This is a genomic window from Acinetobacter sp. BIGb0196, from assembly GCF_011759595.1.
GTDB lineage: Bacteria > Pseudomonadota > Gammaproteobacteria > Pseudomonadales > Moraxellaceae > Acinetobacter > Acinetobacter guillouiae.
In genome coordinates this window covers 1,275,863-1,290,590 of sequence record NZ_JAAOZA010000002.1, presented here as the reverse complement: position 1 = coordinate 1,290,590, position 14,728 = coordinate 1,275,863, and the positions used below count along the sequence as shown (strand labels likewise).

Annotated in this window: 16 protein-coding genes; 6 read left to right on the top strand and 10 right to left on the bottom strand. The window is 38.9% G+C overall.

Features of this window, described 5'->3' with window-relative positions; all coding sequences use genetic code 11:
- Positions 1–81 precede the first annotated feature (81 nt).
- Positions 82–1,494: an APC family permease gene (locus FHR28_RS18730; protein WP_004722537.1), complete on the top strand. Its 1,413-nt coding sequence runs from the start codon at positions 82–84 to the stop codon at positions 1,492–1,494.
- A 74-nt stretch (positions 1,495–1,568) separates the two neighbouring features.
- Here FHR28_RS18730 and FHR28_RS18725 read toward each other — a convergent pair whose 3' ends face one another.
- Positions 1,569–2,126: a flavodoxin family protein gene (locus FHR28_RS18725; protein ID WP_034615631.1), complete on the bottom strand. Its 558-nt coding sequence runs from the start codon at positions 2,124–2,126 to the stop codon at positions 1,569–1,571.
- Between the two features lie 31 nt (positions 2,127–2,157).
- Complete coding sequence (locus FHR28_RS18720; RefSeq protein ID WP_171527379.1) at positions 2,158–2,859, bottom strand: SDR family NAD(P)-dependent oxidoreductase; 702 nt, start codon at positions 2,857–2,859, stop codon at positions 2,158–2,160.
- A 167-nt stretch (positions 2,860–3,026) separates the two neighbouring features.
- Here FHR28_RS18720 and FHR28_RS18715 point away from each other — a divergent pair, with 167 nt between their 5' ends.
- From FHR28_RS18715 to FHR28_RS18705, 3 genes are all read left to right on the top strand, one after another.
- Positions 3,027–3,428, top strand: coding sequence for a winged helix-turn-helix transcriptional regulator (locus tag FHR28_RS18715; protein ID WP_154129498.1), 402 nt, complete (start codon positions 3,027–3,029; stop codon positions 3,426–3,428).
- A 101-nt stretch (positions 3,429–3,529) separates the two neighbouring features.
- Complete coding sequence (locus tag FHR28_RS18710; protein WP_166783266.1) at positions 3,530–3,907, top strand: hypothetical protein; 378 nt, start codon at positions 3,530–3,532, stop codon at positions 3,905–3,907.
- 209 nt (positions 3,908–4,116) lie between these two features.
- Entirely contained in the window at positions 4,117–4,521 is a 405-nt protein-coding gene (locus FHR28_RS18705; protein ID WP_166783265.1) for a hypothetical protein, read from the top strand.
- Between the two features lie 43 nt (positions 4,522–4,564).
- Here FHR28_RS18705 and FHR28_RS18700 read toward each other — a convergent pair whose 3' ends face one another.
- The 8 genes from FHR28_RS18700 to rplU form a co-directional block, all read right to left on the bottom strand.
- On the bottom strand, positions 4,565–5,044 hold the full coding sequence (locus FHR28_RS18700; RefSeq protein ID WP_166783264.1) for a tRNA (cytidine(34)-2'-O)-methyltransferase: 480 nt from the start codon (positions 5,042–5,044) through the stop codon (positions 4,565–4,567).
- Between the two features lie 82 nt (positions 5,045–5,126).
- Complete coding sequence (cysG, locus tag FHR28_RS18695) at positions 5,127–6,500, bottom strand: siroheme synthase CysG (RefSeq protein ID WP_166783263.1); 1,374 nt, start codon at positions 6,498–6,500, stop codon at positions 5,127–5,129.
- Positions 6,501–6,581: 81 nt separating this feature from the next.
- Positions 6,582–7,853: a serine--tRNA ligase gene (gene serS / locus FHR28_RS18690; protein WP_004722550.1), complete on the bottom strand. Its 1,272-nt coding sequence runs from the start codon at positions 7,851–7,853 to the stop codon at positions 6,582–6,584.
- A 108-nt stretch (positions 7,854–7,961) separates the two neighbouring features.
- The gene (locus FHR28_RS18685; protein ID WP_166783262.1) at positions 7,962–8,768 is read right to left on the bottom strand and encodes an RsiV family protein; all 807 of its coding nucleotides are present in this window, start codon (positions 8,766–8,768) and stop codon (positions 7,962–7,964) included.
- Positions 8,769–8,952: 184 nt separating this feature from the next.
- Positions 8,953–9,324: a carotenoid oxygenase family protein gene (locus FHR28_RS18680; RefSeq protein WP_228722105.1), complete on the bottom strand. Its 372-nt coding sequence runs from the start codon at positions 9,322–9,324 to the stop codon at positions 8,953–8,955.
- Between the two features lie 280 nt (positions 9,325–9,604).
- Positions 9,605–10,300 carry an outer membrane lipoprotein chaperone LolA gene (gene lolA / locus FHR28_RS18675; protein ID WP_004722558.1) on the bottom strand — a complete coding sequence of 232 codons (696 nt, stop codon included), beginning with the start codon at positions 10,298–10,300 and terminating at the stop codon, positions 9,605–9,607.
- A 252-nt stretch (positions 10,301–10,552) separates the two neighbouring features.
- Positions 10,553–10,807, bottom strand: a complete 255-nt coding sequence (gene rpmA / locus FHR28_RS18670; RefSeq protein ID WP_004722560.1) for a 50S ribosomal protein L27 — start codon at positions 10,805–10,807, stop codon at positions 10,553–10,555.
- Positions 10,808–10,826: 19 nt separating this feature from the next.
- Positions 10,827–11,138 carry a 50S ribosomal protein L21 gene (rplU, locus tag FHR28_RS18665; protein WP_004722561.1) on the bottom strand — a complete coding sequence of 104 codons (312 nt, stop codon included), beginning with the start codon at positions 11,136–11,138 and terminating at the stop codon, positions 10,827–10,829.
- A gap of 430 nt (positions 11,139–11,568) precedes the next feature.
- On the opposite strand from rplU, the gene sdsA reads away from it, so the two are divergent.
- Both sdsA and FHR28_RS18655 read left to right on the top strand, forming a co-directional pair.
- Positions 11,569–12,552 carry an All-trans-nonaprenyl-diphosphate synthase gene (sdsA, locus tag FHR28_RS18660; protein WP_166783261.1) on the top strand — a complete coding sequence of 328 codons (984 nt, stop codon included), beginning with the start codon at positions 11,569–11,571 and terminating at the stop codon, positions 12,550–12,552.
- 15 nt (positions 12,553–12,567) lie between these two features.
- Positions 12,568–14,622, top strand: coding sequence for a site-specific recombinase (locus FHR28_RS18655; RefSeq protein ID WP_216076342.1), 2,055 nt, complete (start codon positions 12,568–12,570; stop codon positions 14,620–14,622).
- The last annotated feature ends 106 nt before the right edge of the window (positions 14,623–14,728 follow it).

The window sequence follows — 14,728 nt, the reverse complement described above, 5'->3', positions numbered from 1 at the left end:
ATTCTTAGGGGGGATCGTTCGTCTCAAACGATCCTTATAAATATGACTGATCCTTGATCAACGATTAAGAGGATAACGCCGTTGACAGATATCTCTGGGACTCAATCCACAGCAAAACTGAAAAAAAATCTTGTGCTGTGGCATATTATCATTATTGGTCTAGCGTATATTCAGCCACTTACCTTATTTGATACCTTTGGTTTAGTGTCCGACGGAAGCCATGGACATGTTCCAACTTCTTATATTTTTGCGCTCGTTGCCATTCTTCTGACCTCTATCAGTTATGGTCATATGATCAAGCGCTACCCTTCGTCAGGGTCTGCTTATACCTATGCGCAAAAATCGATTCACCCGAATGTCGGCTTTATGGTTGGCTGGTCTTCTTGGTTAGATTATTTATTATCTCCACTCGTCAACATCATTTTGGCTGATATTTACTTAAGAGCCTTATTCCCAGATGTGAATAACTGGATCTGGGTCATTGCACTGACGGCAATTATGACTGTGATCAACTTATTTGGTTCACGTTTTGTTGCTCGATTTAACAGTACCATTGTTGTGGTGCAACTTGCGATCATCTTCTATTTTGTTTATGAAGTTTATTTACTGTTAACTCAGGGTATTTACGCAGATGGCACCTTAAACCCAGATAAAGCTGAATTATGGTCACTTGCTCCATTCTGGAGTGAAATGACTGCAATTGGTGCGTTAATCGGTGGTGCAACGATTCTTTGTTTCTCTTTCACAGGTTTTGATGCGTTATCATCCCTTGCAGAAGAAACCAAAGATGCTGAAAAAACCTTACCAAAAGCAATTTTCTCTACAGCGTTGATCGCGGGTATTATCTTTATTTTTAGTACCTATTTTATTCAGCTATTTTTCCCAAGTAATGCCAATCTTTACTTTAATCCGCTGGATGAATCTCAACCTGTGATGCTTGAAGCACTTGGCAATGCAACCATTCTAACGGCAATTACAGGCATCGCATTTAAAAAGTTAGTGTTGTATTTTGCGGTCATTGCTGTACTGGCTTCTGGTATTTCTGCACACGCTGGGGTATCCCGTTTGATGTATGTAATGGGTCGTGATGGCGTCATTAACAAAAAGATTTTTGGTCATATTAGTCCAAAATTACATACCCCGACTTATAATATTTTGATTGTTGGTGTTGTTGCGTTATCAGCGGGTTTTCTTGACCTTGAACATATTGTCAACTTAATTAGCTTTGGTGCTTTAACTGCATTTAGTTTTGTGAATTTCTCTGTGATTTCACGTTACGCCTTACGTGACGGCAGAACAAAATCACTGAAAGAAATCATCAATTATGTGGTGATTCCATCTCTTGGTTTTGCCAGCGTGTTCTTGATGTGGTTAGAAATTGATGAAATGGCATTAAAACTCGGGCTTGCATGGGCTGTATTAGGTGTTGCCTATTTAGCCTATAAAACTCGTGGTTTCCGCTACCCTGCACCACAACACAATGAACATGAATAATTGATTATTGCATATGTAATCAAATAAGAAAGGCGCTTTATGCGCCTTTCTTATTTTAGTCATATCAACTGCAATTATGCTGCAATAAATTTTTCCGTAATCGCTTTGATTCGTTTTGCATATTGTTTTGCAGTCTCTAAATCACCGCTTGGAATCTCATCTGTACTGGCATCAGCAGGTGATTGAACCAATAAGCCTACAGAACCGCCTAAGCTGTTTACATCCTGACGTGTAGCGCTTTTAGTGTTTGAAGGTGCCAAACCAAGACTGACCCAAATACCACCATGTTGTGAAGCCAAGGTGTGTAAAGAAATTAATGTCACTTGCTTATCGCCATTTAAACTTGCGCTGTTGGTAAAACCACCGAAAACCTTGTCTGCCCATGCACGAGTAAACCAACGCTTAGAAGATGCATCTGCAAATTTTTTAAATTGCCAAGGTACACCGCCCATGTAAGTTGGCGCACCAAATACGATTGCATCTGCGGCATCTAAAGTGTCCCAATCCTGATCTTGAATATTGCCCTCTTGATCCACTTCGATGAGCGTTGCCTGAATTTCATTGGCAAAAGTTTCTGCAATGACTTTGGTATGGCCATAACCTGAATGATAAACAACAGCGATTTTTGACATGATAAGTCCTCTGATCTAGATGATAGGTATATTAATGTTTGATATAACTTGGAGGGGTTGCAGTTAGACCTTGTTTGAGTTGTTGGGTCGATTCCCCAACCAACACTTCAAAGGCATTTTGTTGAATTCCATCAAATACGTGTTGCGCCACTGTATGTGGTGAAATTTTGGCAATATCGAGTGACTGGGTTAAATCTGTGTCGATAAAACCGACATGTACCCCCATCACATGAACATTGGCTTTAGCTAACCATTGCCGAGTTGAATTGGTAAATGACCATGCTGCCGCTTTAGAAATCGCATAACTGGCTAGCATCGTACTGGGTTCCCAAGACACATCCGATAAAATATTGACGATATAACTTTCAGCATGGCTTGCTAAAATTGGAGAGAATTGCTGAGTCGTATTGATCACACCATAAAGATTGGTGTCTAAAACCGTCCGTGTCACTGCTGCAATATTTGCGTCTACAGGACTTTCATTTAAGCGTGCAATACCTGCATTGTTGATTAATAGATTGACATCACCACATTCTGCAACAGCTTTTTGAATAGATACGGGATCTGTAACATCTACAACAATCGGAATAATACCCTGTTGATTAAAATCTTGAAGATTACGCATTCCTGCATAAACTTTCTTGGCGCCACGTTGTATCGCTTGCTGGGCAAGCGCTAAACCTAGACCACGATTTGCACCCGTAATAAAAACGACCGCATCTGTTATTTTCATTAAAACCACGCTCATAAATATAAAACGGTCGATCAACGCTATCAATCAGCAGAAGTTGTATTGACCTGATTAATTTATGATATACTTTTGAAATCTAGTATCAATTAGTTACTACATGGTAACTGGTCATTTCTTGGTTATAACTTTCCAAATTGAGGTAAAGATTGATGACTAATACATTCAATTTTAATATTTTTCATCCAAATTGCCCGGCACGATCTTTTTTTGAAAAATTTGCAGATAAGTGGGTTTTGATGATTATTTATCGACTTCATCAAGATTCTCAGCACTTCAATGAACTGAAAAAAAACTTAACAGGGATCTCACCTAAAGTGCTTTCTCAGAAATTAAAAATTCTGGAAAGAGATGGATTTATCACCCGTACAATTCATGAAAACAATGTGATTCGTGTTGAATATGCATTAACCTCTCTAGGCTTTGAGTTTGCACAAACCGCTTTATCATTTAAGCTCTGGGCTGAAGGCAATGTGCAACATATCATTCGTGCTCAAAAACAATTTGATGCAATTCAAGCAAAAAATGAGCCAGCACTGTTGCAGGAAGCATAAATCTCAACACTCTAAACATGACTTATACTCAGCTCGATATGTTGTAAGCATGATATAAACTCAGCATCATTTTAATAAAACATATCAAAGGGGAAAAAATAATGAAAATTCCACTGCTCTTTATGCTGACAATATCCAGCCATAGTGCGTTTGCGTCCTATGAAAATTCTTGTGATTTAGAGGTTAAACTTTTAGAAAATACGTCTACACGTACGCTATATATCAACAAAGATGGCTTAGGTGAAATTGAGGAAACAACACTCAACATAAAAGGTGTTGTAAAAAAAGCGCAAGCCGCTGGCCGAGCAGATAGTGGTTGTCAACACTATATCGGCAAAGTCTTAGAAGAAAATTTAAGCGATTTCCCGAATCGCTCAGAATTTAAAAAAGGACAAAAAATTAAATTGAATATCTTAATCACAGATTATAAAGGTATACCGAAATCTGAAACGGTGACCTATTTAGGACCAGATAAATAATTAATCAGCTCTGCTATGAAATCAATCCAATACATGCTGTGATCCTTTGCACAAAGACACTTTGATACAATTTAAGCAGCAAAGAGTCATTACTTTTGCATGAATCATCAATTCCAATGCTATAAGTACAATGTGCACTCAACTAAAAATTTTACCTAGTGCAATACACTTAACATCTTATAAATAAAACATGTTAAATGGAAAAAATAATGAAAATACTATTCCTCTTTATCCTAACCCTATGCAGCCATCGTGCGTTTGCTTCTTATGAAAACTCTTGTGATTTGGTGGTGAAGCTTTTAGAGAATACGACTATAGAGACCTTAGCTGTTGCTAGAAGTGATGCACTCTCACACAGGGGTCATATCCATCTTATCTCTTTTAAAGGCCTTGTAAAAAAAGCACAGGTTTCTCATCGAGCTGATACAGGCTGTCAACACTATTTAGGAACGGTGTTAGAAGATAAGATCATCTCAGACATTCGCTACACAGCGAAGAAAGGACAAAAAATTAAAATAAATATTCGGATTAGGGATTTCAAAGGCAAATCCCAATCGGATGAAATCGTTTATTCAAGTCAAATTTCCTTGATCCGCCCAAAAAGGCAATCATAAATGAATATGAATAAAAACCCATCTATACGATGGGTTGTGATTTTTATTTTAATTCTTTAAACCCTTGCTGACGCCATGCTTCATATAGAATTACTGCGGTGGCATTCGATAAGTTCAGACTACGTGAATTCGGTGCCATAGGTAAACGAATCCAATGCGCCTGAGGGAACATCATACGAACATCTTCTGGTAAACCACGTGTTTCTGGCCCCATCAATAAAGCCACAGGTCGGTTTAAATCTGAGGTATGTGGTGTTTCAGTACCTTTGGTGGTTAAAGGATAAATCGCATCAAGATCAATTCCCTGCCCTTTTAAATGATCCAAACACTCAGCAAAGTTTTCCCAAACTTTCATATGTGCCCATTCATGATAATCCAATCCTGCACGACGCAACTTCTTATCATCCAGTTCAAAACCTAAAGGCTTGACTAAATGTAATTGTGCACCTGTATTGGCACATAAACGAATGATATTCCCTGTATTTGCAGGAATTTCAGGCTCGTATAAAACAACATGAATCACGGGAGATCTCTACTTATCAGAATACAACCTAAGTCCTTTAAAAAAGACCATGTCTGTTTTTAAAGAAAAATTTAGGCAGATATTATTGCCACTGTAACTGTTCGCGTAAACTCACCACTTCACCAATAATGGTCAAAGTAGGTGCTTGAATATGGTTTTCTTCAACTTTTGATGCAATATCTGCCAAAGTTCCAACCACCACCTTTTGATCCGGGGTTGTCCCTTTGGAGATCAAAGCCACTGGCATATTTGGACGTTGACCATGTGATATTAGGTTTTCACAAATTTTTTCTAGTCCCACCAAGCCCATATATAAAACCAATGTCTGATTTTCATAAACCAACTCATTCCAAGGTAACTCAGGTGAACCTTCTTTTAAATGTCCCGTCAAAAAACGAACGCTTTGTGCATAATCACGATGTGTAAGCGGAATCCCAGCATAAGCTGAACACCCTGATGCAGCGGTAATGCCCGGAACAACTTGGAACGTAATATTGGCTGCAAAAAGCTCTTGAATTTCTTCACCACCGCGACCAAAAATAAATGGATCACCACCTTTTAGACGGCAGACACGTTTGCCTTCAGTGGCATATTTGACCAGTAATGCATTAATCCCATCTTGTGGCACAGAATGATTTGAACGTGCTTTACCCACATAGATTTTTTCAGCATCACGACGACACAATTCTAAAATCGCGGGGGACACTAAGCGATCATAAATCACCACATCCGCTTGCTGCATCAATCTAAGTGCTTTTAAGGTTAATAGCTCAGGATCACCTGGCCCTGCACCTACCAAATAAACTTCACCTTTTGGTTTTTGCCATTTTGTTAAAGCTTGTTCAATTAGACGATCCGCCTCTATGAGATTGTCATTAAACACCTGCTCTTTTAAAGGGCTGGCATATAAATCTTCCCAAAATATTCGACGTTCATCAGGATTAGTAATCTGTTCTTTAACTGCTTTACGCCATTTCCCAGAAAAATCAGCAAGTTTACCCATTCCATGTGGAATAGACGCTTCAAGCTGGGTACGAATCTGGCGAGATAAAACAGGAGAAGCACCATTGGTGGCAATTGAAACCACCATTGGTGAACGATCAATGATCGCCGGCACCATAAAGCGACAATGTGGAGGATCATCAACACTGTTGACCAACACATTTAAATCTTCACAAGCTTCAAAAACAGCTTGATTGACAGCTTTATCATTGGTTGCAGCAATCACCAAACGATAGCTACTTAAGCTCATTTGAGGATCAAATTTATCGGCATGATATTGCCCATGAGTTGAATGGACAATATCTAAAAGGTTTTGCTCTATATCTGGTGCAACCACATGAATTACAGCACCTGCTTTTGCAAGTAATACTGCTTTGCGATAAGCAATATGCCCACCACCCACAATCAGACAAGGTTGCCCTTGTAGTTTTAATGAAATTGGGAAAATTTCCACAGTGTTCCTCAAAAGTTCAAATCTGATTGTACTAAGCAATATTTATGCACAAAACTGAACCAAATATCGAGTTTTCGACATTTAGTCGATAAATGTTGCACCAGCCATGTACGGGCGTAACACTTCTGGCACTTCAATAGAGCCATCGGCACGTTGGTAGTTTTCCATCACAGCCAATAATGTTCGACCGACAGCCAAGCCAGAACCATTCAAGGTATGTACCAGCTCAGTTTTCTTTTGGTCTGCACGATAACGCGCCATCATACGGCGTGCTTGGAAATCGCCCATATTTGAACAAGAAGAAATCTCACGATATGTATCTTGGCTTGGTACCCAAACTTCTAAATCATAAGTTTTACACGCACCAAAGCCCATATCGCCACCACATAAAACGATTTTACGATATGGTAAACCCAAAGCTTGTAAGATCCCTTCTGCATGACCTGTCAATGCTTCCAAAGCGTCCATTGAATCTTCAGGCTTTACGATTTGAACCATTTCAACTTTGTCGAATTGGTGTTGACGGATTAAACCACGAGTGTCGCGACCATAAGAACCTGCCTCACTACGGAAACATGGCGTATGCGCAGCATATTTCAACGGTAAACGGTCAGCATCGATGATTTCATTACGGACAAAGTTCGTCACTGGAACTTCTGCAGTTGGAATCAAATAGTATTCTTTTTCGCCTTGTAATTTAAACAAATCTTCTTCAAATTTAGGCAGTTGACCTGTACCACGCAATGAGTCTGCATTGACAAGATAAGGTACATAAGCTTCGGTATAACCATTTTTCAAGGTATGGGTATCCAGCATGAACTGGGTCAATGCACGTTGTAAACGCGCCAATGGACCTTTCAATACACTGAAACGTGTGCCCGTTAATTTGGTTGCCGTTTCAAACTCCAAACCACCCATCATTTCGCCAAGATCTGTATGGTCTTTGATTTCGAAATCAAATTGACGTGGTGTGCCCCACTTTAAAACTTCAACATTATCACTTTCATCTTTCCCTTCTGGCACAGACTCATGTGGCATGTTTGGGATTGAGAGTAGTTTTGCTTCTAATTCAGCTTGAAGTTCATTCAATTCAACTTCAGCAGCTTTAATTTCATCACCAATCGCACCCATACGTGCCATGATTTCTGAAGCATCGCCACCAGATTTTTTGATTTGACCAACTTGTTTCGCACCCGAATTACGCTCTGCCTGTAAGTTTTCAGTTCTAGACTGAATTTCTTTACGGCGAGCTTCTAGTGATGCCCATTCTTCAACGTTGAGTTGTACACCACGTTTGGCTAAGGCTAAGTTTACAGCCTCGATATTATTTCTGATTAATTTCGGGTCGATCATAGTCAATCTAAAGGGTAAGAAAAAAACTGACTATAGTGTAAGCTCTTCACTGTAAAAAATACAGTGACAGAGCATTAGACATACATGAATTGTATGATTTGAAGACAATTAAGGTGTAACAGGTTTTTCTACAGTCGCTTCGACTTGAGGTAGACTTGGTAAATACTCAGCTTTAATCAAATCTTTTGCCACTTGATACGGCAGTTTTAACTCAGGCATACCTTCTGCATAAGAGGTAAGTTCATACAATGGATAAACAAAAACCAGACCATTTACACCATAATAATAATTATCACTTAACTGCAATTTATCACGCGTAATATCTTTTTGAATCAACCAATTCGCATTAGCATCATAAAGCTGTTCAGCAACTTTTGCTTCGACGTTTGGTTTAAGAATATCAGTTAGGGCGAGGCGCTTTTGCGTGCTTAGATCGAATGTCACATATTCATTGTGATACATCCCATGAGCAGCACCTGCTGCATAGGTATAAGTCTGGATCACAAAAGTGGCTAAATTATTTTGTTGTGAAATAAAACGAACATAAATTGAATTTTGATTTAAACCTTTAGGTGAAGATTGCGCTTCACTTTCAGCTTGGGCATGATTTTGATCTTTCTCAAATGCGCCAGGTACATCTTTTTTAATACGATTTAGAAAATACTCATCTAGCCAATGCACATTACTTTTAACAGTTTGCAAATCATATTGCGTACAACCATCTTCATCACAAAACTGTTTTTTTACCACATTGACGCGTTCAACCTTGGCTTGAATCAGCGGTATTTGCGCGTGTTGAGTCGTACTTGCAGCTTGATCTGCTTGAGGTGCTGGCTTTTCTTGGCATGCGCTAACCATGAGCATACTGGATAAAAGAGATAAAAAAATCAGACCACTTTTAAAATTTACTTTCATTTCTATATCTTTAAAGCATATTTAGTAATAGCCCTATCATAAAACCAGAACCTTTAAATTAATATTCATAATTGTTAATTATTGAAATTTTGTTGTTTCTGCCGATGTGCTAACTCTTTTATTCAAATTAGCGCCAACATTGTCATTTTGATTGGAATCTACATTTGTATGGGTCTCAACCCAATTACAATGAAACCCCATTGGTATTTACAACATCATGTGCACCACGGCGAAAGCCGCCTATTGCTGGTTGTTGTTTATATTGCTGCACCGTATCTGTGGCCAGCATACTGCTTTTAAAGCAGATTGCTTTACCCGCTTGTAATTTAAGCGCGTGAATCATTCCATGACCAAGATACCACTCAAATAATGTAGGCTTTTCTACTCCAATCGGATTTGAGCCAATTCTTAACAATAAGCCATTTAAATGATATGGGATAATTCCTGATATTTTTAAAGTGGTTGTGATGATTTCTTCAACTGGCTGGTAAAGCTTTTTGTGATAAAGATTGACTTCTTTATCACGACGATGCTGTCTTAAAAATCGCCCAATCATGCAGATTAACTTTTGTCTCAAAACATTCAAAAATGACTTTTGCGCAGTCATCTTTGGGTAATGTTTGAGTTTCAATTGTGTTTTGCGATACATATAGCATCTCAGTTTTTATATTCAAACCCTTGTTTGAGCATAGAATAATCTTGTATTGAAAGCTACCGTATTCCTTGAAAGACATCCATCCTTCGCCTGATCAACATGACTGAGTCTATTGCTGTGTTCTGTTTAATCGGCATAAAAAAGCAACCTTACGGTTGCTCTTCTATTCAATCAAAGTCGTTTATTGATCAATAATGTCTGTGCCTTTAGGCGGCACAAAATTAAAGGTAGACGCAGGGATAGCGGCATTGACCTGTACATTGTTAAAACGCACAGTGGTTGTTTGACCTAAAGAATCTTGCAAGATCATTAAAGTCGGTGCATTTTTCGCCCCAAAACTGATCGTCAAACTTTGGAAAGCACCATCTTTTTGTTTTGGATACAAGGTATAGTAAGTTTTACCTGCATTTGGCTGAGTAATACGATAAGCCTTTTGAATTTGTTCTGTATTACCACTGAGGAGTAATGCTGGTGTATTGGCAACCTGCTCATCTAAACTTTGGCGTACAGCCTGCTGTAAGTCAGGATCATAAATCCACACTGTACGACCTGCAGTCACAATAGTCTGTTTTGCGGGCGTGGTGGTTTCCCAATAGAATTTACCAGGACGTTCAACCTTCATTGTACCTTTAAAGGTTTGATTCATATGCTGAGCGGTTAAACCCTTTTTCTGTGCAACTTTACCTGTTTGAGTCGCTTTTGTGGTTTGCTCGAAATTTGCAGTAAAGCTTTTTACACCACTGAGTTGTTTAACCAGATTGGCAGTTGCTTGTTGCTCCGAAGCAGCAGTTGCTGCAAAAACTGTTGTGCTCATTACAGGTGCAAACAGCGCTGCACTTATAGCCACTGCACCCATCGTTTTACGAAGCATATTCATATGTTCACCTTTTCTATGTCTGTACCTCAATTAAAATATTCAAATAATATTTGGCACAGAATGTAATTTATTAGATTGCTTATCTTAAACCAAATTGAGTCAGTAATAATTGAGAAAATAAGAAGTTTTGTATTGTTATTGGTGCAATATGTTGAAAATTATTCATCATGATGAAGATGGGTTTTTCTTTAATAATAAAAAAAAGTGATAAAAAAACCCGCAATAAAGCGGGCTTTTTTGCACTATTAAAGCTTACGCTTCAACAGATACATAGCGACGGCCAAATTGACCTTTCACTTCAAATTTGATTACGCCGTCAGCAGTAGCAAATAAAGTATGGTCACGACCCATACCAACATTTGTACCAGCGTGGAATTCCGTACCACGTTGACGAACGATAATGTTACCAGCAGTCACAGCTTGACCACCGTACATTTTAACACCTAACATTTTAGGATTCGAATCACGACCGTTTTTGGTCGAACCACCGGCTTTTTTAGTTGCCATGTCTATATACTCCTAGTGATTAACCTGCGATCGTAGTAATTTTCAACTCGGTAAACCATTGACGGTGACCTTGTTGTTTACGGTAGTGCTTACGACGACGCATTTTAACAATACGAATTTTGTCATGACGACCGTGACCAACCACTTCTGCAGTTACTTTTGCGCCAGCTACAACTGGAGCACCGATTTGAATGCTTTCGCCATTCACAACCATTAATACATCATCAAATGTAATAGTCGCGCCAGTTTCAGCTTTCAACAATTCTACTTTAAGGGTTTCACCCTCAACAACACGGTGCTGTTTACCACCGCTTTGGATTACTGCGTACATAATGTACTCCAACTTACCCGTGTCGTCGTGCCGATAAAGGAATATATCGATCTTAAGACGAACGCCACTGGGGGTTATTCAAGGGCAAAGATTTTAAGTGATAATGAATTAAACAACAAGTCATTTCCAGCAAATATTATCATTGTATAGAAAATAATCTACATAAAACGGTTTTTTTAAGATTTCCCCTTTGATAATATGAATTTTTTTTTAAGATACAGCTAAAATTGAAATAGATTTTTAAAACAAATCCGCTACTATGTAGCTCAAAAGAATGATCGATTGAATGTTCAATGCTTTATTCATCTTTGGACAAAGAAAGAACAAATCATTAAGATTCAGGCACGATGTCTGCTTGCAAAAGCAACATTCAGACATGTTAATTGTTACACTAGCAACTTATAACGCATTTGCATGAGGCTCCCACCCGATGACCATCGACTTTAAGCAAGATATTCTCGCTCCAGTTGCAACCGACTTTGCTGCAATGGACAAGTTTATTAATGAAGGGATTACCTCAAAAGTTGCTTTAGTGATGGCCGTCAGTAAACATGTTGTTGAAGCTGGCGGTAAACGCATGCGTCCAATCATGTGCCTACTTGCAGCAAAAGCATGTGGTGCAACAGATCTACAGATGGACCCTTATCGCAAACTGGCAGCAATCATTGAAATGCTGCATACCGCAACATTGGTACATGATGATGTTGTAGATGAATCTGGTTTACGTCGTGGCCGTCCAACTGCAAACGCAACTTGGAACAACCAAACTGCTGTGTTGGTGGGTGATTTTCTGATTTCTCGAGCTTTTGATCTTCTGGTTGATCTCGACAATATGATCTTGCTCAAAGACTTTTCGACTGGCACTTGTGAAATTGCCGAAGGTGAAGTGTTACAGCTTCAAGCACAGCATCAACCCGAAACGACTGAACAAACTTATTTAGATATTATTCACGGTAAAACTTCTCGTTTATTTGAACTTGCAACTGAAGGTGCTGCCATCATTGCAGGGAAACCTGAGTATCGTGAACCATTACGTTTATTTGCAGGTCATTTTGGCAATGCCTTTCAAATTATTGATGATATTTTAGACTATACCTCTGATGCTGAAACATTAGGTAAAAATATTGGTGATGATTTGATGGAAGGTAAACCCACTTTACCTTTAATCTCTGCCTTAGCAAATACCCAGGGTGAAGAGCACGAAATTATCCGTAAAAGTATCGCAACTGGTGGAACAGGCGATTTAGATCGTGTGATTGAAATTGTTCAGAGCTCAGGTGCTTTAGATTATTGTAGTCGCCGTGCCACAGAAGAAACTCAAGCTGCGATTCAGGCTTTGAATCATTTGCCTGAATCTGAGTATCGCCAGGCATTGTATAATTTAGCGCAACTTGCCTTACATCGAATTCAATAAAATTTAACAAGGCTTATGCATATACAATTTAATGATCTTTTCCTCCTTATGCAGGAACAACTTGATAGCATAAAAGTTGTTCCCAATCCTGATATATTAATTGAGTTAATCAATCGTATCAGACCCAGCGACAGCCACAATTTAGAAGAAAGTCAAAATAAATTTGATGCTTTAATTCAAGCACTGCTCACTACACCCAATGCATCTTCTGCATTTCAAGGCTACTTACTCAAGCTGGTAAACCACTATAAACAAGCAGGCTTGTATGCGGATAGTGGGATTTTATCTTTAGACGGCTTTTGGAATCAGCTTGGGCAACGGATTGGTGCACATTTTCTACCTTTATTAACAGACGAATCAGATCTCAAAGATTTGGTTGGCAAAGTGTTTCACCAGCGTAGTGATAAATATTGGCTGGAAAATATCAGTGAAAAGAAATGGGAACAATTGTTCCGATTACTCAATCAAGGTCATCGTTATAAAAACGATAAATTGGGAATTAAACGCGATATTGTCAAAGCCATCACTGTGCTTTCCTATCGAATCAGTGGTATTGGCTTATATCCTGAATTTATCAATGCCTACCCCGAACTTCAAGAATATGAATCACCTTTTTTAGTTCAAAACCGTGAAATTGTTGAGTTTATAGAAGCGTATAAAAAGCAACATCGCGATGAAGATGAATTTGCTGTGGGTATTCCTCCCGATGCAGACCAAGCGTTGGTCATGATTGAACAATGTCGTGATGTGGTACAGAAAATCCGTCGAGCAATTAAACGGATTGGGGTGAGCTTAAGCCTGACTTATTTACTCTCGCTACTAGAACAATGTATTGATCGAATTGAACTCTTACTCAATCTTCTGGTCGAAGATGATCAGATTCGTTATCAGCTCTGCGGTGAATTGCTCACGGACTTAGTCAATGCACACTATAGTGAAACCAGTGTGCGTGATTTACTTAAAACCAACAGTGAGTTAATCGCACTACAAGTCACTGAAAATGCCAGTAAGACAGGCGAACATTATGTAAGTACCGATAAGAAAGGTTTCTTTGGCATGTATAAAGCAGCTGCAGGTGCAGGTGCGATTATTGCAACCATGGCAACCCTGAAAATACTGACTGCACGTTTAGTCCTTGCGCCATTTTTGCATGCCTTTCTCTACAGTATGAATTATTCATTGGGTTTTATCCTGATCCATGTTTTACACTTTACTGTAGCAACCAAACAGCCTGCGATGACGGCGGCCGCACTTGCATCAACAGTTCAGCACCAAAAAGGTTCAAAAACAGCGCAAATTGCTGAACTTGCCGGACTGATTATTAATATTATTCGGACCCAGTTTATTGCAATTCTGGGAAATATTTCGATTGCGATTCCTACTGCCGCATTAATTACCTATCTATGGCAGCTGTCAATGCATGAACCACTTTTGACGCATGCTAAAGCCACAACCTTACTCGCCAGTCTAAATCCATTTACTTCATTGGCAATTCCTCATGCAGCAATTGCCGGTGTTTGTTTATTTTTATCAGGATTAATCGCTGGATATTTTGACAATATGTCAGTCTATCGAAAAGTCGGTCCCCGCTTAAAAGCCCACATAAAATTGAAAAAAATGATGGGACAAGCCAGACTGGACAAATTTGCAGATTATATAGAGCGAAACTTAGGCGCTTTAGCGGGTAATTTTATCTTTGGGATCATGCTTGGAAGTATGGGAACCATTGGTTTTATCTTAGGTTTACCTTTAGATATCCGCCATATTGCATTTGCTGCTGCTAACTTTATTCAAGGCTTAATGACCATCAATGGTTCACCTGATATTGGCCTCATCATAGTGTCTTTCCTTGGGGTGTTGTGTATTGGTTTGACCAATTTATTTGTCAGCTTCACGCTCACCATTATTGTGGCACTCAGAGCAAGACAAGTTCGTTTTTCACAATGGAAACCATTGGCAAAACTTATATTTACCCATTTTTCTACCCGTCCGCTAGATTTCTTCTGGCCGCCAAAACAACCCTTACAACTTGAAGATGAGGCAAACTCACAAAGCAAACTAAATCACTAGGATTTTTGTTATTTTTTGTGCAAATTGTTAAATATTTCACAAAAAGAAATTAGTATAAATTACCTAAATTTACTCACTTGAAAAAAAGTGTACTGGCTAGTACACT